This window comes from Geodermatophilus sp. SYSU D00079, from assembly GCF_054050635.1.
Map to the genome: position 1 here is coordinate 82,160 of NZ_JBJGZS010000013.1, position 20,520 is coordinate 102,679.

Below are 20,520 nucleotides of genomic sequence, written 5' to 3' on the forward strand. Positions count from 1 at the left end.
CGGTGGAGTCGCGTGGAAGCGGGTCGGTGCCGACGCTAGAGCGGGGGTCTGACACTTCCGGGGGATCCGGCGGACCTGTGGACGAGCGCCCGGCCTGTGGACTGCGCAGACCAATCTAGCCCGAACGTGTGTTCGAGTGCCAGCATGACACGCCGGTCCCAGGAGTCAGCGGTCCTTGCGCGGGACGTCGTACTCCTCACAGATGGCCAGCCACACGCGGCGCACCGGCAGGCCGGCCTCGAGGGCCTCCACCGCGCTGCGCCCGCCGAGCGAGGAGAAGACGTGGTCCCGCGCCACGCTCTCGGCGCGCATGGAGCCGAACTGCTCGGTGAGTCGGGACCAGAAATCCTGCAGGCGCACGTGCTCGACGCTAGCGCGCGTCGGCGGGCAGCCGGTGGCGACGAGCGCCTCCTACGCTGGCGGTGTGTTCCCCACCACGGGTTCGGCGACCTGGGACCTGGTCCTCGAGATCGGCATCGCCCTCTGCCTGCTGGTGTCCCTCGTCCTGCTGTACCGCAACTACCGGGGCCGCTGAGCGACCGCCTCGGCACCACCGGTGCGGGCCCACACCGCGACGAGGGGCAGGACCAGCGCCGCGGAGACCACAGCCACCAGCCCGTAGCCGCCGAGGGCGAGCAGAGGGCCGCCGACGGCTCCGGCGAGGGCCGCGCCGAGGCCCATCAGCAGGTCCGTCCCGCCCTGTGCGGTCGGCCGCAGCTCCTCCCCCACCGACTCGGTCACCAGCGTGGAGCCGGCGATCAACCCGCAGGACCACCCCAGCCCGAGCAGCAGGAGGGCCACGCCGAGCTGGACGGCGTCCCCGGGCCCGGCAGTGCCGGCCAGCGCCGCGGCGGCGAGCAACAGGCCCGCAGCCAGCGCCACCGTCGTCCGCCGACCGGCTCGGTCGGCCAGCATCCCGACCACCGGGGAGAACAGGTACATGCCGGCGACGTGGACGCTGATCACGACGCCGATCACCCGCAGCGTCGCCCCCTCGGGCCCGCCGGCGTGCCCCATGTGGACCGGCGTCATCACCATGACCCCGACCATGACGGCGTGGGAGACCACCACCGCGGTGACCCCGAGCCGGCCACCGGGGTCGGCCCACACCGCGCGCAGCGCCGCGGCCGTGGCCCGTCGCGGGCGCGGAGCACCTGCGGCCCCGGCCCCGCGCAACCGCCGCGCGAGCAGCAGCGGGTCCGGCCGCAGCAGGAGCAGGACGCCGGCCGCCACCACGGTGAAGACCACGAACGCGATGACGAAGGCGCCACCGAGGGCGGGCAGCCCCAGCGCGGTGCCCAGCCCCGCGCCCGGGCCGGCGAGGTTCGGGCCCAGCACGGAGCCGACGGTCGTCGCCCACACCACGAGCGAGAGCGCGCGCCCGCGGTGCTCGGGTGTGGCGAGGTCGGCCGCCGCGTACCGGGCCTGGAGGCCGCACGCGGTCGACGCGCCGAAGGCGAACAGACCCACGAGCAGCAACGGCAGGGAGGAGACCACCGCCGCGACGATCGTGACCACCGCGCCGAGGACGGCGACGGAGTACCCGGCAGCCAGCCCGGCACGACGACCGGCCCGGTCGCTGATCCGCGCGAGGGGGACGGCGACGACCGCGGCCCCGAGCACGCCGGCCGTCTGTCCCAGCCCGGCGGCGGTGTCGGTGCCGGCGACGTCCCGGGCGAGGAGGCCGCCGACCGTGATGCCCACGGTGACCCCCAGCCCGGCCAGCGCCACCCCGGCGCTGAGCACCCCGACGGTCCGGCGCTGCACGCGGGCCGGGTCGATCATCGACGTCATGGCACGGGTCCCCGGTCGTCGGTGCTACAGGCCGAGGGAGCGGCCGATGATCTCGCGCATGATCTCGTTCGTGCCGCCGTAGATCGGCTGGATGCGGGCGTCGCGCCAGGCCTTGGAGACGGGGTACTCGTCCATGTAGCCGTAGCCGCCGTGCAGCTGCAGGCACCGGTCGGCGACCTTGTTCTGCAGCTCCGTGGTCCAGTACTTGGCCATGGCGGCGTCGACCGGCGTGAGGTCGCCGCTGTTGAGCTGCCGCATGCACTCGTCGATGAACGTCCGGGCGATCGTCAGCTCGGTCTGCAGCTCGGCGAGCACGAACCGGGTGTTCTGGAAGCTGCTCACCGGCTTGCCGAACGCCGTGCGCCCGGTGACGTACTCGACGGTGTGGGCGAGCACCGTCTCGGCCGCGGCGACCGCGCCGACGGCGATCGACAGCCGCTCCTGCGGCAGGTTCTCCATGAGGTGGTGGAAGCCGCGGTTCTCCGTGCCGAGGAGGTTCTCCACCGGCACCCGCACGTCGTCGAAGAACAGCTCGGCGGTGTCCTGCGCCTTGAGGCCGACCTTCTCCAGGTTCCGGCCCCGGGTGAAGCCGGGCATGTCCCGCTCCACGACCAGCAGGCTGAGGCCCTTGGAACCGGGGGCCTCAGGGTCGGTGCGGGCCACCACGATGACCAGGTCGGCGTTGATGCCGTTGGTGATGAAGGTCTTGGAGCCGTTGAGGACCCAGGCGTCGCCGTCGCGGCGGGCCGTCGTCCGGATGCCCTGCAGGTCGCTGCCGGCCGCGGGCTCGGTCATCGCGATGGCGGTGATCAGCTCACCGCTGCAGAAGCCGGGCAGCCAGCGCCGCTTCTGCTCGTCGGTGCCCAGGTCGCGCAGGTACGGCCCGGCCACGTCGTTGTGCAGGGCGAAGCCGACCCCGGTGGCGCCGATGCGCATCAGCTCCTCGTCGATCACCGCCTGGTAGCGGAAGTCACGGACACCCCCGCCCCCGTACTCCTCGTCCATGTCGATGCCGAGCAGCCCCTGCGCGCCGGCCGACGTCCACACCTCGCGCGGCACGATGCCCGCCTTCTCCCACTGCTCGTGGAAGGGGACGACGGTCTTCTCGGCCCAGGCCCGGACCATCTCGCGGAAGTCCTCGTGCTCGGCCTCGTACAGGGAACGGCGCATGGCGGTCAGTCTGCCGGACCCCGGCGCGCTCCCCGGCACATCGGCGCCTCAGGGCCACCGGGGCGCCGTGCCGGCCGGCCGGTACCCCCGGAACCAGTCGACGACGAGCTCCTTGGGCCACGGCCCCGGCGGCGGTGCGCCGTCGGGCCCCGGCAGGGCGTAGACGTCGAGCATGAACTGCATCGGGTAGTCCGGCGACTGGTCCACGACGGTCACCACCTCGTCGTCGACGGAGAAGACGATCCGCTCCGGAGTCCACTCCACGGCGTACACGTGGAAGTCCCGGGCGTCGATCGGGAGGGTGCGGGTGGTGAACTCGTCGGTGATCCGCGGGTCGCCGAAGGGGTGCACGCCCATGCCGACGTCGACGCGGTCCGGCCCGACGGCGCGCCCGAACACCTCGAAGACGCAGATCTCCGCCGACCGTTCCGGGGCGTCCTCGTAGCCGATCATCCACAGCGCCCCCATGGCCGCCGGGTCGTCGTCCACCCGGGCCCGGATCTCGAAGAACCCGTACCGCGGCGTGTACAGACGCGTCGGTCGCTGCTCCTCCCGCACGACGGCGGCGGGGGTGAACCGGTGCTGGCCGACCCCGCTGCCCAGCGGTCCCGCGTACGACCCCGTCTGCAGGGAGGAGACGCGGACCTCCCCGTCGAACTCCGGGCACCACGGCGGCTGGTCCTCCTCCACCACCAGGTGCAGGTGTGCACCGCCGGGGCGGTACCGGGCCGCGGCTGCCGACCGGGAGCTCCAGTGCGGCAGGTAGTAGGGCAGCCACAGGGACGGGTCGGGGACACCGCCGTCGAACGTGTCCTCGACCTCCAGCTCGTACCCCGATCGGGCGCAGGTCATGACCGGTGATCCTGGCAGTCCGGCAGAGTGTCGTACCCCTGTGGAGACTGGGGCCGTGACCGCTCTCGACCGGTTCTCCGAGCCCACCCGGGCGTGGTTCACCGGCGCCTTCGCCGAGCCGACCCCGGCCCAGGCGGGCGCGTGGGAGGCCATCAGCAGCGGTGGGCACGCCCTCGTGGTCGCCCCCACGGGCTCGGGGAAGACGCTCGCGGCGTTCCTCTGGTCCCTCGACCGGCTGGCCAGCACCCCGCCGCCGGCCGACGAGCGTGCCCGCTGCCGGGTCCTCTACGTCTCCCCGCTCAAGGCGCTCGCGGTGGACGTCGAGCGCAACCTCCGCGCCCCACTGGCCGGCATCGGTCAGGCCGCCGCCCGCCTGGGCCTGCCCCGGCCGGAGATCCAGGTCGGCATCCGCTCCGGCGACACCCCGGCCGACGAGCGGCGGGCCTTCACCCGCCGGCCCACCGACATCCTCATCACCACCCCCGAGTCGCTGTTCCTGCTGCTGACGAGCTCGGCGCGGGAGGCGCTGCGCGGTGTCGAGACGGTCATCGTCGACGAGGTGCACGCCGTCGCCGACACCAAGCGCGGTGCCCACATGGCGGTCTCCCTCGACCGGCTCGACGAGCTGCTCGAGCGCCCGGCGCAGCGGATCGGCCTGTCGGCCACCGTGCGCCCCATCGAGGAGGTCGCCACCTTCCTCGCCGGCGGCCGTCCGGTGGAGGTGGTCGCCCCCGGCTCGGCGAAGGAGTGGGACCTCTCGGTCGTCGTCCCGGTCGAGGACATGAGCACGCTGGGTCAGCCGACGGGTGAGCTGGACGGCTCGGCGGCCGGCAACCAGCCGCGGTCGTCGATCTGGCCGGCGGTCGAGGAGCGGGTGCTGGACCTGGTGCAGGCGCACCGCAGCACGATCGTCTTCGCCAACTCCCGGCGGCTGGCCGAGCGGCTGACCAGCCGGCTCAACGAGCTGGCCTACGAGCGGGCGACCGGTGAGACGGTGCCGCCCGGCACCAACGCCGCGGCCCTCATGGCCCAGGCCGGCTCCGGTGGTGGGGTCCCCGAGGGCGTGCAGCCCGTCGCCGCTGCCCACCACGGCTCGGTGTCCCGCGAGCAACGGGCCGTCGTCGAGGAGGCACTGAAGTCCGGCCGGCTGCCGGCGGTGGTGGCCACCTCCAGCCTCGAGCTCGGCATCGACATGGGCGCGGTCGACCTGGTCGTGCAGGTGGAGGCGCCGCCGACCGTGGCCTCGGGCCTGCAACGCGTGGGCCGGGCCGGGCACCAGGTGGGCGCGGTCAGCCGCGGCGTGCTGTTCCCCAAGTACCGCGGCGACCTCGTGCAGTGCGCGCTGGTCGCCGAGCGCATGAAGGCCGGCGCCATCGAGTCCATCCGCTACCTGCGCAACCCGCTGGACGTCCTCGCCCAGCAGGTCGTGGCGATCGTCTCCGAGCGGCCCCGCACGGTCGACGAGGTCGCCGGGCTGGTGCGGCGGTCGGCGCCCTTCGCCTCACTGCCGGAGTCCGCGCTGCACGCCGTCCTCGACATGCTGGCGGGGCGCTATCCCTCCGACGCGTTCGCCGAGCTCCGTCCCCGGCTCACCTGGGACCGCGTCACCGACACCCTCACCGCCCGCAGCAGCGCGCAGCGGCTGGCGGTGACCAGCGGCGGCACCATCCCCGACCGCGGGTTGTTCGGCGTCTTCCTGGTCGGCGGGGAGGGGTCCGGCGGACGGCGGGTCGGCGAGCTGGACGAGGAGATGGTCTACGAGTCCCGGGTGGGCGACGTCTTCCTGCTCGGCTCCTCCTCGTGGCGGATCGAGGAGATCACCCACGACCGGGTGCTGGTCAGCCCCGCCCCGGGCCAGCCCGGCAAGATGCCGTTCTGGCACGGTGACGCCCCCGGCCGCCCCCTGGAGCTCGGCCGGGCCCTGGGCGCCTTCCTCCGGGAGGTGGGTTCCGCCACCCCCGCGGCCGGCCTGGACCGGGCACGGGCCGCCGGGCTGGACGAGTGGGGCGCGGCCAACCTGCTCACCTACCTCACCGAGCAGAAGCAGGCCACCGGCCACCTGCCCGACGACCGGACACTGCTCGTCGAGCGCTTCCGGGACGAGCTCGGCGACTGGCGTCTGGTCGTGCACTCCCCCTTCGGGGCGCAGGTCAACGCCCCGTGGGCACTGGTGCTGGCCGCCCGCCTGCGGGAGCGCTACGGCGTCGACGTCGCGTCGATGCACTCCGACGACGGGATCGTGCTGCGGCTGCCGGACACCACCGGTGAACCGCCCGAGGCCGATCTCGCCGTCCTCGACCCCGACGACGTGGAGCGGGAGGTGACCGCCGAGGTCGGCACCTCCGCCCTGTTCGCCAGCCGGTTCCGCGAGTGTGCCGCACGGGCGCTCCTGCTCCCCCGGCGCGACCCACGCCGCCGCACCCCCCTGTGGCAGCAGCGGCAGCGAGCCGCGCAGCTGCTGGCCGTGGCGAGTGAGTTCTCCAGTTTCCCGATCACGCTGGAGGCCGCCCGCGAGGTGCTGCAGGACGTCTACGACGTGCCGGGGCTGGTCGAGCTCATGAGCGACGTGCGGGCCCGCCGGGTGCGCGTGGTGGACGTGCAGACCCAGGCCGCCTCACCCTTCGCCCAGTCGCTGCTGTTCGGTTACGTCGGGCAGTTCCTGTACGAGGGCGATGCTCCGCTGGCCGAGCGGCGGGCCCAGGCGCTCGCCCTGGACACCGGCCTGCTCGCGGAGCTGCTCGGCCGTTCCGAGCTGCGGGAGCTGCTCGACGCCGAGGCCCTCGCCGAGGTGGAGTCCGAGCTCCAGCGCCTGCCGGCGGACCGGCACCCCCGCGGTTTGGACGGCGCGGCCGACCTGCTGCGCCTCGTCGGAGACCTGACCCCCGCCGAGGCCGCCGCCCGCGGCGTCCCCCGGGAGTGGCTCGACGAGCTGGTCGCGGCCCGGCGCGCGCTCGTGGTGCGCATCGCCGGTGAGGAGCGGCACGTGGCGATCGAGGACGCCGGCCGCCTCCGCGACGCCCTGGGCACGGCCCTCCCCGTCGGCGTGCCCGAGGTCTTCACCGAACCCGTGCCGGACCCGCTGGGTGATCTGGTGGGCCGCTACGCCCGCACGCACGGCCCCTTCCAGCCCGGCGAGGTCGCCCAGCGACTCGGCCTGGGCGTCGCCGTCGTCACCGCGACGGTGCAGCGCCTCGTGGGCACCGGCCGCCTGGTCACCGGCGAGTTCCGGCCCGGGGGCACCGGGCAGGAGTGGTGCGACGCCGACGTGCTGCGCTCCATCCGCCGGCGCAGCCTCGCCCGGCTGCGCCAGGAGGTCGAGCCGGTGCCGGTCGGCACGCTCGCGCGGTTCACGCCCTCCTGGCAGTCGGTGGGCAGCCGGATGCGCGGGCCGGACGGCGTGCTGGCCGTCGTCGAGCAGCTGGCCGGCGCACTGGTGCCGGCCAGCGCGCTGGAGTCCCTGGTGCTGCCGGCCCGGGTGCGCGACTACTCGCCCGCGATGCTCGACGAGCTCACCAGCGCCGGCGAGGTGTTGTGGGCCGGAGCCGGCGGGCTGCCCGGCGGCGACGGGTGGATCAGCCTCGTCCCGGCCGACCTCGCGCCGCAGCTGCTGCCCGAGCCACTGGAGCTGGGTGGGGTCGGCGACGACGGTGCGGGCGGCCTCGGCTCTGCGGTCCTCGAGCGGCTGGGGGCAGGGCAGGCGCTGTTCTTCCGCGGGTTGTCCGACCTCGTCGGCGCCACCGACGACACCGCGCTGGCCGACGTCCTCTGGGACCTCGTCTGGGCCGGGCTGCTCACCAACGACACCCTGGCCCCGTTGCGCACCCGGCTGTCCGGCGGCGGCACGCACAAGCGGCAGCCGGCACCGCCGCGGGCCCGGCTGGACCGCACCCGCTACGGGCGTCCCCGGCTGGGCCGGCCGGCGATGCCCACCCGTACCGGGCCGCCGACGGTCGCCGGGCGCTGGTCCCGGCTGCCCGACCGCGACGACAACCCGACCAGGCGGACGACCGCCCGCGCGGAGGCGCTGCTCGAACGGCACGGCGTGCTCACCCGCGGCGCGGTGATGGCCGAACAGGTGCCCGGCGGCTTCCCCGCGGTCTACCCCGTGCTCCGGGCCTTCGAGGAGAACGGCCGGGCCCGGCGCGGCTACTTCGTCGAGACCCTCGGCGCCGCCCAGTTCGGCACGCCGGGGTCGGTCGACCGGCTGCGCAGCTTCGCCTCACCCGACCGGGTGCCCGGCGGCGCGGTGGTGCTGGCCGCGACCGACCCCGCCAACGTCTACGGCGCCGCACTGCCCTGGCCGGAGCGCACCACCGGCGGAGACGACGAGGCCGTGGACGTCGGCGAGGGCATCGGTGCCCGCCGGCCCGGGGCGGGCCACCGGGCCGGGCGCAAGGCCGGCGCACTGGTGGTGCTGGTCGACGGCGAGCTGGTGCTGTACGTCGAGCGGGGCGGCAAGACCCTGCTGTCCTGGACCGAGGACGAGACGGTGCTCAAGGAGGCCGCGACGGCGCTCTCCGGTGCCGCGGCCGCCGGCGCGCTCGGCCGGATGGTGGTGCAGAAGGCCGACGGGGCGTCGGTGCACGAGTCGACGCCGCTGTCGGCGGCGCTGCAGAGTGCCGGGTTCGCCGCCACCCCCCGCGGGCTGCGCCTGCGGGCCTGACCGCGGGGTCAGCGGTCCGGTCGCAGCCAGCGGGCGAACAGGCGGGTCAGGGTGGGCATCACGACGAAACCGAGCAGCACCACGACGATGCACGCCGACAGCAGCAGCCGCAGGGGCCAGGGCCATCCGGCGATGTGCGGCATGACCAGCACCTGCAGCGTCGAGGTGATCAGGAAGACCGCGGCGATCGTGAGCACCGTGGAGCGCCACCGCGGCCCCGGCGTCGCCGGCCGGGTGAAGAAGCTGTCCAGCCCCGCGACCCGCGCGTACCGCTCCTCGTCGATCATCTCCTGCATCCGCGCCAGCGCCTGGTGCCGCTGCTCGGAGGCCTCCCAGGCGGCCAGCGAGGCGTCGTCCCGGAAGCGGTAGACCAGGTGGTACTCCGAACTGCCGAGCCCGGGCTTGAGCAGGGTGCCGCCGAGGTTGCCGGGGTAGGTCGCGGCGAGCGCGAGCACGTCGGCGGCCCACCGCTCGAACGCCTGCCGGCGGTGCGGTCGGACCACCCGCGCGACGGTGACGGTCACCGGCTCGGGGCTCCGGCCGGCCACCTCACGCCGGGGCAGGCGGGCGCGGATCAGGGTCGGGACGGCCACGGATACCTCAGCACTGAGAGACCCCGCCGTCATCCCGGCTGTCAGCGGTCTCACAGCAGGTCCCGAGCGCGCAGGGGACACTGGCGGCGTGCCCGAGGGAGACACCGTGTGGCTGGCAGCCAAGCGCATGCACACCGCGCTCGCCGGGGCTGCGCTGCGCCGTGGGGAGCTGCGGGTGCCCCAGCTGGCGGCGACCGACCTCGCCGGGCGGTCGGTCACCGAGGTGGTCCCCCGCGGCAAGCACCTGCTCATCCGGTTCGCCGACGGGTGGACGCTGCGCACCCACTTCCGCATGGACGGCAGCTGGCACATCTACCGCCCCGGCTCCCGGTGGCGCGGTGGTCCGGCCTTCGACGTCCGGGCGGTGCTGAGCACCGAGCAGTGGGAGTGCGTCGGCTACCGGCTGCACGACGTGGCCCTGGTGCGCACCGCGCACGAGGACCAGCTGGTCGGCCACCTCGGCCCCGACGTCCTGGGCCCCGACTGGGACCTGGACGAGGCGCTGCGGCGGCTGCGGTCGCACCCCGACGAGCAGATCGGCGTCGCGCTGCTCGACCAGCGCAACCTCGCCGGCATCGGCAACCTCTACAAGGTCGAGTCCCTGTTCGTCTGCGGCGTGCACCCCTGGATCCGGGTGGCCGACGTCCCGGACCTCCCCGGACTGGTCGACCGGGCCCGCACGCTCATGCTGGCCAACCGTGAGCACCCCGAGCAGAGCACCACCGGGAGCCTGCGCCGCGGCGAGGACCACTGGGTCTTCGGTCGCAAGGGCCGCCCCTGCCGGCGCTGCGGCACCCCGGTCCTGCTCGGTGAGCAGGGCCCGGATCTGCAGGAACGCGTGACGTGGTGGTGCCCTCGCTGCCAGGCGGCCCGCTCCCCGGTCGACCCCACCGCCCGCACGGGCGAGCCCGGCCGGCCGTCCCCGGCCGCGACCCGGTACTGACGTCCCGCGTCACGGGACGACGACCAGCGGGACGTCGTCGCCGGACGTCCCCGCAGCGGGGCACGTGTCCGCCACCGGCGTGGCGTCGGTGCCCGTGAAGGCGTACCAGCGCCACCCCTCCCCCAGGTCGTCCAGCACGGCGGCGGGGAAGGCGGCGTGGACCTCGGCCCCCTCGACGTGCACGGTCCCGGTGAGCACCTGCGGCTCGGCGGTGGGCGAGGCGGCCACGTAGGCCGCCACCGGCTGCCCGGCGAGGAGCTCGACGCCCAGTTGGTGGGCGGTCGAGCCGTCGGCGCTGCGCAGCTCGACGGTGAGGAACGCCCCGCCCTGCGGCGCCGGCGGCGCCCCGAGGGCGAAGGCCGTGACCAGCACGTCGCCCTGCCGGACGAGCACCGCGCCGGCCAGGTCGAGGGCGGCGGCGTCGGCGAGGTCGTCGGAGCAGCGGGTCAGCAGGTCGCCGGTCGTCGGGGCGGCCGTCGGGGCCCCGACGGCCGCGGCGACGGACGGTGCCGCGCTCGCCGCCGCGGGCGGTGCGGTCGCAGCACCGGCGGTCGCGACCGGGTCGGCGGTGGAACTGCCGCAGCCGCACAGCAGGGTGGCGACGGACAGGACGAGGAGTGGGCGACGCACGGAGGGCCTCCTGACGGGCGGGCCGAGCCGCCGACCACGGGGCCGACGGCTCGGCGATCGGTGGGTCAGTCCGCCTCGACCGTCACGACCGTCCGCATCCACGGGTGGATGAGGCACTGGAACAGGTGCCTGCCGACCGTCGGCGTGACCGCGGTGCTGGTGTTGCCCTGCAGGACGAGCGTCTGGCCGAACTCGGCGAAGTCACAGACGTCGGGCTGCCCGGGCACGGCCTGGTTCCACTCCGGGACGCAGCCGGCGCCGAACTGCGACACCTCGGTGAAGGTGTGCACGATGCCGCCCACGTTCGTGGCCTGGAGACGGTCACCCTTGTCCAGGGTGATGTCCCGCTTGCGGTTCCACCACGCGCCGTGGCCACCGTCGGCGAGCTCTGCACGGAACTCCGCCAGGGAGACGCTGCCGTCCCGCGACGGGTCGGCGTAGGCGCAGAAGCCCGCGCCGAACTCGGCGTCGAAGCTCGCGCGCTCGCACTGGTCCCGGAGCTCGATGGTCTCCGTCCTGGGCCCCTTGGCCTGCGCCGTACTGCTCAGGAGTGGGACCACCACGAGCGCGAGCGCCAGTGCGATCACGATCTTCCTCAGTTGCTGCATCGCTCCTCCTCTGAAGCGGGTACCTGGCATACTTGAGACTTCAGGTATTCACCCGATCGAGGGCAGTCCCCCATGGTGGGGAGGCCAGAGGAACGACTGGGTGTCGTGACCGCGGGTCACCACAGCACGACGGGCCGGGCGCTGTACGCGGCCGGCCCGTCGAGGTGGAGCTGGAGGGTGGGTCAGGCGGTGCTCTCCGGGCGCTCGGCCGGCTGGGCGGCGGGCTGCGCCTCCGGCGTGGGCACCGACGGCGCCCCCTGCTCCAGCGCGGGGTTCGCGGCGCCGCCGGTGACCGCCGTCTGGCCGCCCATCGACGCCCGGATCTGGTCCAGCCGCGAGGCCCCCGCGACGTCGAGGGTCGCCTTCTGCACCTCGAGCATGCGGCCCTCGACCGAGGTCTGGGCCAGCTCGGCCTGCCCCAGGGCGTTGGCGTACCGCGCCTCGATCTTGTCGCGGACCTCCGAGAGGCTGGGCGTGTTGCCCGGCGCCGACAGCTCGTTGACCTGCTTGAGGGAGGCGGCGACGTGCTCCTGCATCCGCGCCTGCTCCAGCTGGCTCATCAGCTTGGTGCGCTCCGCGAGCGTCGTCTGCAGGCGCATCCGGCTCTGCTCGACCGCGCCGCGGGCCTGCTCCGCGGCCTGGAGCGCCTCGTCGTGGCTGCGCTTGAGGTCCTCCATCGCCTGCTCGGCGGCGACCAGCTGGGTGGCGAACGCCTGGGCGGCGTTCTCGTACTCGCTGGCCTTGGCTGCGTCACCACCGGCCCGGCTGTTGTCGGCGAGCACGAGCGCCTGCCGGGCCGAGGCCTGCAGCTTCTCGACCTCGCCGAGCTGCCGGTTGAGGCGCATCTCCAGCTGCCGCTGGTTGCCGAGGACGGCCGCCGCCTGGTTCGCCAGGGCCTGGTGCCGCTGCTGCTCGGCCTCGATCGCCTGCGCGATCTGGATCTTCGGGTCGGCCTTCTCGTCGATCTTCGCGTTGGCGGAGGCCGTGAGGTACTTCCACAGCTTGACGAACGGGTTGGGCATGGGTCCTCCTGCTCGGCGCGGATCGTCCACCGGTCACCCCGGCGGGCCGCAGCGATGGTCGTCGTCGCCCATCGTCCCAGGTGCGCCGGTCCGTGAGCCACCAGGGACGCCCCGGAGGCGTTCCCCCGTTAGTGTCTCGGGGTGTCCACCGAGAACCGGGTGCTGAGCGTCCTGGGGGAACTGGTCGTCGACCTCCTCCCCGTGCCCGAGGCCGGTGCCGGCCCGCAGGGCACCGCCCCGCACTACGTCGCCCGGCCCGGGGGCAACGCCCTCAACGTCGCCGTCGCCGCGGGCCGGCTGGGCGCCCCGGTGCGGCTGCTGGCCCGGCTGGGCACCGGCCCCCTGGCGCCGGCCCTGCGCCGGCACGCCGAGCAGTCCGGCGTGGACCCGGCCGGTTTCGTGCCCGCCGGTGAGCCGGTCAGTCTCGCCGTCGTCGGGCTCGGTCCCGACGGTGCGCCGGACTACGGCTTCCACGTGCAGGGCGCGGCCGACTGGCAGTGGACCGACGACGAGCTGGCCGCCGTCCTCCCCGCCGGGACGGCGATCCTGCACGTCGGCTCGATCTCCAGCTGGACCCCGCCCGGCTGCGACCCGATCGCGCGGCTGGTGGAACGCGTGGCCGCCTCGGGCCGGGCCCTGGTCAGCGTGGACCCCAACATCCGGCCGATGCTCGCCGACGGCCCCGTCGGGACGGCGCTGGGCAACAGCCGGGCCGCGGTGCACGCCCGGCTGGACCGGCTGCTGGCGCAGGCCGACATCGTCAAGGTCAGCGCGGAGGACCTCGCCTGGCTCGAGCCCGGCGCCGCGACCGACCTCGACGCGACCGCCGTGCGCTGGGCCGAGCGGGGCGCTGCGCTGGTGCTGCTCACCGACGGCGGTGCCCCGCTGCGCATCGCCCGCCCCGGTCGCACCCTGCTGCACCGGGAACCGCCCCGGGTGGACGTCGTCGACACGGTGGGCGCCGGCGACTCGCTCGCCGCCGGGTTGTTCGCCGGGCTCCTCGCCGCCGGGACCACCACCCGCGCCGCGCTGGAGGGCATCTCCGACGAGCAGCTGCTCGCGGTCGTCGACGACGCCGCCCTCGTCGCGGCGCTCAACTGCACCCGCGTGGGCGCGGACCCGCCGACCCGCGCGGAGCTCGCGGCGGCCCGTCGGTGAGCCCGGAGGTCACCCTGGTCGGGCTCGCCGAGCTGTCCGCCGGCGTCGTCCGGGCGCGACTGCTGGCCGAGCACGACCGGTTCTGGGACGTCGACACGCGGGCCCTGCACGACCCCGTCTGGTTCGACCAGTTCGGCGGGTTCGGGGTGCTGGCCCGGTCCGACGACGGCGGGGACGCCGGATACCTGCTCGGCACCGTCACCGCCGACCGGCTGGCCTACGTGCACCTGCTGGCGGTGCGGGACGACCGGCGGCGCACCGGCCTCGGCCGCCGGCTGGTGGCCTGGTTCGACGAGCTCGCGGTCAGCACCGGCGCGCGCGTCGTCCAGGCGGTGGCCCGGCCGGACGACGCCGCGACCATCGGCCTGCACACCTCGCTGGGCGCGACCGGTCACCTCTCCGCCGACCGCGCGGGGCCGGGGCAGGACCGCCTGGTGCTGACGCGGTCCCTGCCCCGGCCCTGAGCCGACGCTGACGCTGAGGACGGGTCCGCTCAGGCCGCTCCGGCCCGGTGCGATCCGCCGCCGACGGTCTGCCCGCGGGTCTGGGCGTCCTCGACCTGCTCGAGGCGGTCCTCGGTGGCCATCTGGGTCAGCCGGGCACCGGCCTCGGCGTCCCGGGTGAGGTTCTCGCCGGTCTGCGGGTCGAACACGTGCACCTTGCGGCTGTCCAGCCAGAACTCCGCCTCCCGACCCTCGCGGATCCGGCTGGTCGCGTCGATGGAGACGATCGCCTGGGTGCGCAGCTCCTCGGCGTCCAGCTCCCGGGAGAGGTCCCGGAGCTGGGTGGTGATCGCCTCCGGGGCCTCGTACGGGATGTAGGCGTACTGGGAGTCACCCAGCCACTCGGTGACGTCGACCCGCGCGCGGAACACCGATCCCAGCGGCCGCTTGGCCTCGTCGACCAGGGAGGCGTCCTCGAAGTACTCCGGACGGATGCCGACCAGCAGCAACTCGTGGCCGGCGAGCTTCCCGGCCCGGGCCGGGTCGATCTCGATGACTCCGAACGGCGTGTTCAGCCGGTTGCCCTGGGGGGTCGCCGGCAGGAAGTTCATCGGCGGCGAGCCGATGAAGCCCGCGACGAAGAGGTTGACCGGCTGCTCGTAGAGCTCCCGCGGCGAGGCGACCTGCTGGATCCGGCCCTTCCGCAGGACACAGACCCGGTCCCCGAGGGTCATGGCCTCGGTCTGGTCGTGGGTGACGTAGACGGTCGTGATCCCGAGGCGGCGCTGCAGCCGGGAGATCTCGGTGCGCATCTGACCACGCAGCTTGGCGTCGAGGTTCGACAGCGGCTCGTCGAAGAGGAACGCCTCGGCCTCGCGGACGATGGCCCGTCCCATCGCGACCCGCTGCCGCTGCCCACCGGAGAGGTTGGCCGGCTTGCGCTCGAGGTGGTCCTTGAGCTCCAGCACCTCGGCGGCCTCGGTGACGCGGCGGCGCACCTCGTCGTCCGGCGTCTTCGACAGCCGCAGCGGGAAGGCGATGTTCTCGTACACCGTCATGTGCGGGTACAGCGCGTAGTTCTGGAAGACCATCGACAGGTTGCGGTCCCGGGGTGCGAGGTCGTTGACCCGCTTGCCGCCGATGATCATGTCGCCGCTGGTGATGTCCTCCAGCCCGACGATCATCCGCAGCAGGGTGGACTTCCCGCAGCCGGACGGGCCGACGAGGATCATGAACTCACCGTCGGCGATGTCCAGGCTGACGTCGTTCACGGCCGGGAACCCGTCGCCGTACTGCTTGACGATGTGCCGCATCTCGATCGATGCCATCTCAGATTTCCCCTCGCTGGGTGGGTGACGTGTGCAGCACCGTGATCAGCCCTTGACCGCGCCGTTGGTGAGGCCGGCGACGATGCGCTTCTGGAAGAGGAGGACCAGCACCACGACGGGGATGGTCACGATGACCGCCGCCGCGGAGATGGCCCCGGTCGGCTCCTCGAACTGCGAGGCGCCGGTGAAGAGACCGAGAGCCGCCGGGACCGGCCGAGCCGCGCTGGTCGAGGTGAGCGAGATCCCGTAGATGAAGTCGTTCCAGGCGATGAAGAACGCGATGATCGCCGTGGTGAAGACCCCCGGGGCGGCGAGCGGGACGATCACCTTGCGGAAGGCCTGCCACGTCGTGGCGCCGTCCACCTGGGCGGCCTGCTCCATCTCCCAGGGGATCTCGCGGAAGAACGCCGACATCGTCCAGATGGAGATCGGCAGGGTCAGCGACAGGTACGGGATGATCAGCCCCGGCCAGGTGTCGTACAGGCCGATGTTGCGCCACAGGTTGAACAGCGGCGTCACGATCGAGATGACCGGGAAGATCGCCACACCCAGGGCCGTGGAGAGGATCAGCTTCTTGCCCGGGAAGTCCAGCCGGGCGATGGCGTAGGCGGCGAACATCGCCAGCAGGCAGGAGATCGCCGTGGCGATGAGGCAGATGCCGAAGGAGTTGCGCAGCGCCGGCAGGAAGAGGTCGCTGGCCCCGCCGCTGAGGATCAGCGAGTAGTTCTGCCACGTCGGTTCGGAGGGGAGGAACGACCCGTTGGCCAGGTCGCTGGGCGCCTTGAACGACACCGACACGATCCAGGCGATCGGGAACAGGCAGTAGACGACGATCAGGATCCCGCCGACGATCCACCAGACCTTGAGCTTCGTGGACATCACTCACCCCTCGCCTGGGCCAGGTCGACCTTGAAGCCCTTGATGAAGATGAAGGCGATCAGCACGACCGCGAGGAACAGCAGGACCGAGACCGCGGACCCGAGCCCGATCTCCAGCCGGGCGATGGTCTGCCGGTAGGCCAGGAACGACACCGACTCGGTGCCGTTGGCCCCGTTGGTCATCACGAAGATGCTGTCGAAGATGCGGAAGGCGTCCAGCGTCCGGAACAGCAGGGCGACCATGATCGCCGCCTTCATGTTCGGGATGGTGACCCGCCACATCCGCTGCCACCAGGTCGCGCCGTCGACCTGCGCCGCCTCCTGCAGGACGTCGGGCACCTGTGCCAGACCGGCCAGCAGCAGCAGCGAGATGAACGGCGTGGTCTTCCAGATCTCGGCCAGGCAGATGACGAACAGCGACGTGCCGGTGCCACCGAACCAGTCGGTGTCTGCCGAGATGCCGGGCAGCCAGGCGAACCAGGAGTTCACGAACCCGGAGTCGATGTCGAAGGCGAACTGCCAGGCGAAGGCCGACACGACGGTGATGACCGCGTACGGGATGAGGATCGCCGCGCGCACCACCGGCCGGATCGACGCCAGTGCCTTCGCCATGACCAGGGCGAGGGCGAAGCCGAGGACCAGTTCGACGGCGACGGTGACGAACGTGATCAGCAGCGTCACACCCAGGGACCGCCACCAGAGGGCGTCGGTGAGGATGACCCCGTAGTTGCTGAGCCCGGTGAACGAGCGGTTCTCGGGGTCGGTGAGCCGGAAGTCGAACAGCGAGTCGTAGACCGCCTGGAGGATCGGGTAGGCCGTCACCAACAGCATGACGAGGAAGGCCGGCCCCGCCAGCAGCCAGCCCAGCCGCCGCTCACCCCGCGACCGGTCGCTGATCCCAGGAGCGGGCCCGGCGGCGGCCTCGCGGGTCTCGCCGGGCGCCAGGGTGGTCTGCATGCTCACAGCAGTTCCTCCTTCGCGAGGACCGCGGAGATCAGGTCGGTGGCCTCTTGACCCGTGGACCCGGGGTCGACCGACGACGGCGGGTGGTAGGTGCGCTGGATGCTGACGGAGATCTCGTTGTAGTACGGCGTCTGCGGCCGCGGCGCGGCCAGTTCCAGCGACTCCCGGATGACCGGCGCCTGGGGGAATTCCTCGACGACCTCCGGGTCGTCGTAGACCGAGGCCTTGGACGCCGGGTTGCCGTTGGTGATGAAGTAGTACGCCTGGTTCTCCTCGGAGACGATGCACTCCGCGGCCTCGAGGGCCAGGTCCACGTTGTCGCTGAAGGCCCCGATGCCGAGGTTGATCCCGCCGTAGGGCGGTGCCGACGGCTGGTCGGCGTCGACCCGCGGGTAGATGGTCCAGCCGTAGTCGTCGGGGACCGACTGGTCCAGGCTGCCGGCCTCGACGGCCGCCAGCGCCCGCGGCCAGATGAACGGCCAGTTGACCAGGAAGCCGCCGTCCTCGCTCTCGAACCCGGTGGCGCCGGCGTCCTCGTTCTCCGTGGAGAAGGCGGCGCTGGTCACCCCGCTGGTGGCCACCGCCTGCATCACCTCGGCCGCCCGCTCACCCTCGGGGCTGGCCAGGCCGAGCTGGATCCCCTCGGGGTCCTCGGCGTTCTCGGCGATGATGGAGCCACCGGCGGACTCGATGAGCGCGTTGAGCCACACCGTCAGCGACTCCGCCCGCGTGCCCTGGGCGCCCAGGAGCTTGCCCTGCGACTGCGCCGCCTCGATGAGCTGGTCCCAGGTGACCGGCTGGGTCATGTCCAGCCCGGCGGCCTCGGCCACCGACTTGCGGTACCAGAGCAGCTGGGTGTTGGCCCAGAACGGCACGGTGACCAGTTCGTCGTCCCAGGTGGCGCCGTCGATGGCGCTCTGCACGACGTCCTGGGTCACCCGCTGCTCGACGTCGTCGGGGATGTCGGCGAGGAAGCCGGCCTGCGCGAACTCGGGGATGAACGGCGGGTCGAGGCTCATGAGGTCGATCGACGCGTCGTTCGCCGCGAGGCGCCGGATGAGCTGCTCGCGCTGGCCGTCGGCCTGCCGGGGCAGCAGTGAGGTCTCGATCGTGTAGGCCCCGCCCGAGGCCTCGCTGCAGCGGGCGGCGATCTCCGTCTGCCCCCCGGAGTCGGGGTTGATGTACCAGTTCAGCGTCGGCGGGCCACCACTGTCACCCCCACACGCGGCCAGCGTGGACGCCAGGACCAGCCCCGCCGCCGCGCCCCCCACCGTCCGGCGGGACCGCCGCGCCGGTGTCCCCGTGGGAGCGGACCGCTCCCGGGACCTCACCCTGCCTCTGTTCGACAACCGTCATCGCCTCCGTTGGCGAGCGGCGACCCTCCGGCCGCCGCGGTTTTCGTACCGTGGCCCAGGCCACAGGGGCTGTCAACTCGAACGAAACGGGGTCGTTACCTGCCCTGATCTGCGCGTTTCGCCCCTGGTCAGAGGGGGAACCGGACGCCTGGCGCGCGTCCGGCGGGGGTCAGCCCTGCTGGCCCACGATGGCCGACGGCGTGGTCACCTCCTTGGGTGTGCGGGGCAGCACGGTGTCGAAGTAGGCGCGCGCCGCCGCCGGCGTCCCGACGTCCCGGCCGGCCTTCTCCGACAGGAACCACCGGTGCTCCAGCACCTCGTGGAACACCTCGGCCGGCGCCAACCGCCCGACGAGGTCCGGCGGGATCGCGTCGACCACCGGCTGGTAGGCCTCCTCCAGCCACCGGTAGCCGGCGACGGTCTCGGGGACCGGCCGGCCGGTCTTCTGCTCCAGGTGCACGCGGAAGGCCCGCAGGTCGTTGAGCAGCCGCCGGGCCTGCCGCTCCTGCGCCTCCAGGCCGGTCAGCCGGAACAGCTCCCGCCGGTTCTCCCCCGGCTCCGCCACCCGCGTCTCCACCCGCAGCCTGGCCCCCTCCGGGGAGGTGACCAGCTCGACCTCACCGACGTCGAAGCCGAGGTCGTTGAGCCGCTGCAGGCGGTCGGTCACGCGGTACCGCTGCTCGTCGGGTGCGAAGACCTCCTCCCGGTTGACCTCCTCCCACAGCGCCTCGTAGCGCGGCGGCAGGCTGTCGGCCACCTCGATGGGGTCGACGTCGGCGGGCAGCAGCCCGCCGAACTGCAGGTCCAGCAGCTCCGCGCCGACCCGCTCGCGGGCCAGGTCGACGTCGTAGCGGCGCTGTCCGTCGCTGAGCCGGGGGTGGCGCTCGGCGGTCTCGGCGTCGACCAGGTAGGCGGCGAAGGTGCCCGCGTCCAGCCGGAAGAGGGTGTTCGACAGCGAGCAGTCGCCCCAGAACACCCCGGCGAGGTGCAGCCGGACCAGCAGCACCACCAGGGTGTCCAGCAGCTGCTCGGCGGACTGCTCGCCGTGGGGCCGGGAGAACAGGTACCGGTAGGACATCGAGTACTCGAGGTACCGGGTGACCAGGATGGCGTCCTGGCCGCCGGGCCGGTCGACGCAGATGCCGAGCACCGAGACCGCCGGCAGCCCCTCCTCCTCGAACTCGCCGAGCAGGGCGTACTCGTGGCGGGCCAGCGGTTCGGCGATCTCCTTGAGGGCGTACACGTGCCCGTCCTGGGCCACGAACCGGACCACGTGCCGGGAGATGCCGCGCTGTGGCACCTCGAGCAGCAGGTCGGGGTCCCACTCCTCGAGCGGGACGTGCCAGGGCAGGGTCAGCAGGCCCGCCCCGTCGGCGGCCGGTGGCCGGAAGAGGTACCGCACGGCGGACTCCGTTGGTCGCAGCAGCAGCCACCCGCCCGTCCCGGGCGGCGTCGGGTCGTCACCATCCCACGCCGGTCCGCCCTGCCGCGCGGCCGGGCAGGATCAGTCGCGCCCGAGGACGGCGGCGAGGTGCGCCGCCCCCGCACGCCGGGCCGCGGCCCCGCCCGGCTGGAGGACCAGCCCCACCAGCCAGCGCGCCACCGTCTCCGCGGCCTCGGGTCCGGTCCGCAGCGCCGCCGCCACTCGGCCGACCAGGTCCGTCCAGCGCTCGGGCGGCGCCGTCAGGAGGGCGACGAGCACGGCGGGCTCGTCCTCGGCCAGCCGGCGCAGCACCGGGTGCCCGGCGACCTCGTCGGCGAGGCCGGCCAGCGCGGCCTCCGTCGGCGAGGCCGCGGCCAGCGCGGTCAGCCGGTCCAGCTCGGCGGCCAGCAGCGCGCGGGCGACGTCGTCCTTGGTGCGGAAGTGGTTGTACAGGGTCGCCTTGGCCACCCCGGCCGCAGCCGCGATCGACTGCATCGTGCTGCGCCGCAGGCCCCGGTCGGCGAAGGCCCGGGCGGCGCCCTCGAGCAGCCCGGCACGGGTCCGGGTCATGGCGTTGCCGCTGCGGGTGTGCGTGCCCGGCACGTGCACCGGGGACGGCGGTGCCCACCCCGGCGGCGGGGCGGGAGGACCGGCGGTCACCGCGCGCCCCGTCCGGCACCACGCACGGCAGGTGTCA

18 protein-coding genes are annotated in these 20,520 nt (G+C 73.7%); 4 read left to right on the plus strand and 14 right to left on the minus strand.

Going from position 1 to position 20,520, the window contains the following annotated elements; translation table 11 throughout:
- Nucleotides 1–165: 165 nt before the first annotated feature.
- The 4 genes from ACI79E_RS12790 to ACI79E_RS12805 form a co-directional block, all read right to left on the minus strand.
- A complete protein-coding gene (locus ACI79E_RS12790; protein WP_456932925.1) occupies nt 166–360 on the minus strand; it encodes a DUF3046 domain-containing protein in 195 nt (64 codons plus the stop codon).
- A 159-nt stretch (nt 361–519) separates the two neighbouring features.
- Nucleotides 520–1,794 carry an MFS transporter gene (locus ACI79E_RS12795; RefSeq protein ID WP_456932926.1) on the minus strand — a complete coding sequence of 425 codons (1,275 nt, stop codon included), beginning with the start codon at nt 1,792–1,794 and terminating at the stop codon, nt 520–522.
- 24 nt (nt 1,795–1,818) lie between these two features.
- Nucleotides 1,819–2,964 carry an acyl-CoA dehydrogenase family protein gene (locus tag ACI79E_RS12800; RefSeq protein ID WP_456932927.1) on the minus strand — a complete coding sequence of 382 codons (1,146 nt, stop codon included), beginning with the start codon at nt 2,962–2,964 and terminating at the stop codon, nt 1,819–1,821.
- Nucleotides 2,965–3,012: 48 nt separating this feature from the next.
- Nucleotides 3,013–3,816, minus strand: coding sequence for a glycoside hydrolase family 16 protein (locus tag ACI79E_RS12805; protein WP_456932928.1), 804 nt, complete (start codon nt 3,814–3,816; stop codon nt 3,013–3,015).
- A gap of 55 nt (nt 3,817–3,871) precedes the next feature.
- On the opposite strand from ACI79E_RS12805, the gene ACI79E_RS12810 reads away from it, so the two are divergent.
- The gene (locus ACI79E_RS12810) at nt 3,872–8,479 is read left to right on the plus strand and encodes an ATP-dependent helicase (RefSeq protein ID WP_456932929.1); all 4,608 of its coding nucleotides are present in this window, start codon (nt 3,872–3,874) and stop codon (nt 8,477–8,479) included.
- A gap of 8 nt (nt 8,480–8,487) precedes the next feature.
- On the opposite strand, the gene ACI79E_RS12815 is transcribed toward ACI79E_RS12810, so the two are convergent.
- Complete coding sequence (locus tag ACI79E_RS12815) at nt 8,488–9,072, minus strand: antibiotic biosynthesis monooxygenase (protein ID WP_456932930.1); 585 nt, start codon at nt 9,070–9,072, stop codon at nt 8,488–8,490.
- Between the two features lie 88 nt (nt 9,073–9,160).
- Here ACI79E_RS12815 and ACI79E_RS12820 point away from each other — a divergent pair, with 88 nt between their 5' ends.
- Complete coding sequence (locus ACI79E_RS12820) at nt 9,161–10,015, plus strand: DNA-formamidopyrimidine glycosylase family protein (protein WP_456932931.1); 855 nt, start codon at nt 9,161–9,163, stop codon at nt 10,013–10,015.
- Between the two features lie 9 nt (nt 10,016–10,024).
- Here the strand turns inward: ACI79E_RS12820 and ACI79E_RS12825 are convergent, their stop codons facing one another.
- From ACI79E_RS12825 to ACI79E_RS12835, 3 genes are all read right to left on the minus strand, one after another.
- On the minus strand, nt 10,025–10,645 hold the full coding sequence (locus tag ACI79E_RS12825) for a hypothetical protein (RefSeq protein ID WP_456932932.1): 621 nt from the start codon (nt 10,643–10,645) through the stop codon (nt 10,025–10,027).
- 65 nt (nt 10,646–10,710) lie between these two features.
- Nucleotides 10,711–11,253 (minus strand): cupredoxin domain-containing protein, encoded by a 543-nt coding sequence (locus ACI79E_RS12830; protein WP_456932933.1) that lies wholly within the window; start codon nt 11,251–11,253, stop codon nt 10,711–10,713.
- A 182-nt stretch (nt 11,254–11,435) separates the two neighbouring features.
- A complete protein-coding gene (locus tag ACI79E_RS12835; protein ID WP_456932934.1) occupies nt 11,436–12,275 on the minus strand; it encodes a PspA/IM30 family protein in 840 nt (279 codons plus the stop codon).
- Between the two features lie 141 nt (nt 12,276–12,416).
- On the opposite strand from ACI79E_RS12835, the gene ACI79E_RS12840 reads away from it, so the two are divergent.
- The gene (locus ACI79E_RS12840) at nt 12,417–13,433 is read left to right on the plus strand and encodes a carbohydrate kinase family protein (protein ID WP_456932935.1); all 1,017 of its coding nucleotides are present in this window, start codon (nt 12,417–12,419) and stop codon (nt 13,431–13,433) included.
- Nucleotides 13,430–13,897 (plus strand): GNAT family N-acetyltransferase, encoded by a 468-nt coding sequence (locus tag ACI79E_RS12845; RefSeq protein ID WP_456932936.1) that lies wholly within the window; start codon nt 13,430–13,432, stop codon nt 13,895–13,897. Before ACI79E_RS12840 ends, ACI79E_RS12845 begins: the two co-directional genes overlap by 4 nt.
- 29 nt (nt 13,898–13,926) lie before the next feature.
- Here the strand turns inward: ACI79E_RS12845 and ACI79E_RS12850 are convergent, their stop codons facing one another.
- From ACI79E_RS12850 to ACI79E_RS12875, 6 genes are all read right to left on the minus strand, one after another.
- A complete protein-coding gene (locus ACI79E_RS12850; protein ID WP_456932937.1) occupies nt 13,927–15,204 on the minus strand; it encodes an ABC transporter ATP-binding protein in 1,278 nt (425 codons plus the stop codon).
- A gap of 45 nt (nt 15,205–15,249) precedes the next feature.
- Nucleotides 15,250–16,083 (minus strand): carbohydrate ABC transporter permease, encoded by an 834-nt coding sequence (locus ACI79E_RS12855; protein WP_456932938.1) that lies wholly within the window; start codon nt 16,081–16,083, stop codon nt 15,250–15,252.
- On the minus strand, nt 16,083–17,039 hold the full coding sequence (locus ACI79E_RS12860) for a carbohydrate ABC transporter permease (protein ID WP_456932956.1): 957 nt from the start codon (nt 17,037–17,039) through the stop codon (nt 16,083–16,085). The genes ACI79E_RS12855 and ACI79E_RS12860 overlap by 1 nt, the downstream gene beginning before the upstream one ends.
- A 2-nt stretch (nt 17,040–17,041) precedes the next feature.
- Nucleotides 17,042–18,316, minus strand: a complete 1,275-nt coding sequence (locus ACI79E_RS12865) for an extracellular solute-binding protein (RefSeq protein ID WP_456932939.1) — start codon at nt 18,314–18,316, stop codon at nt 17,042–17,044.
- Between the two features lie 253 nt (nt 18,317–18,569).
- Nucleotides 18,570–19,802 (minus strand): DUF4032 domain-containing protein, encoded by a 1,233-nt coding sequence (locus tag ACI79E_RS12870; RefSeq protein ID WP_456932940.1) that lies wholly within the window; start codon nt 19,800–19,802, stop codon nt 18,570–18,572.
- A gap of 102 nt (nt 19,803–19,904) precedes the next feature.
- Nucleotides 19,905–20,393 carry a TetR family transcriptional regulator gene (locus ACI79E_RS12875; protein ID WP_456932941.1) on the minus strand — a complete coding sequence of 163 codons (489 nt, stop codon included), beginning with the start codon at nt 20,391–20,393 and terminating at the stop codon, nt 19,905–19,907.
- Nucleotides 20,394–20,520: the final 127 nt, after the last annotated feature.

What these genes read in the sequence shown, in the direction of transcription:
- ACI79E_RS12795 (WP_456932926.1), bottom strand. Translation starts at nt 1,794, where the DNA reads ATGACGTCGATGATCGACCCGGCCCGCGTGCAGCGCCGGACCGTCGGG.
- ACI79E_RS12800 (WP_456932927.1), bottom strand. Translation starts at nt 2,964, where the DNA reads ATGCGCCGTTCCCTGTACGAGGCCGAGCACGAGGACTTCCGCGAGATG.
- ACI79E_RS12805 (WP_456932928.1), bottom strand. Translation starts at nt 3,816, where the DNA reads ATGACCTGCGCCCGATCGGGGTACGAGCTGGAGGTCGAGGACACGTTC.
- ACI79E_RS12830 (WP_456932933.1), bottom strand. Translation starts at nt 11,253, where the DNA reads ATGCAGCAACTGAGGAAGATCGTGATCGCACTGGCGCTCGCGCTCGTG.
- ACI79E_RS12835 (WP_456932934.1), bottom strand. Translation starts at nt 12,275, where the DNA reads ATGCCCAACCCGTTCGTCAAGCTGTGGAAGTACCTCACGGCCTCCGCC.
- ACI79E_RS12850 (WP_456932937.1), bottom strand. Translation starts at nt 15,204, where the DNA reads ATGGCATCGATCGAGATGCGGCACATCGTCAAGCAGTACGGCGACGGG.
- ACI79E_RS12855 (WP_456932938.1), bottom strand. Translation starts at nt 16,083, where the DNA reads ATGTCCACGAAGCTCAAGGTCTGGTGGATCGTCGGCGGGATCCTGATC.
- ACI79E_RS12860 (WP_456932956.1), bottom strand. Translation starts at nt 17,039, where the DNA reads ATGCAGACCACCCTGGCGCCCGGCGAGACCCGCGAGGCCGCCGCCGGG.
- ACI79E_RS12875 (WP_456932941.1), bottom strand. Translation starts at nt 20,393, where the DNA reads ATGACCCGGACCCGTGCCGGGCTGCTCGAGGGCGCCGCCCGGGCCTTC.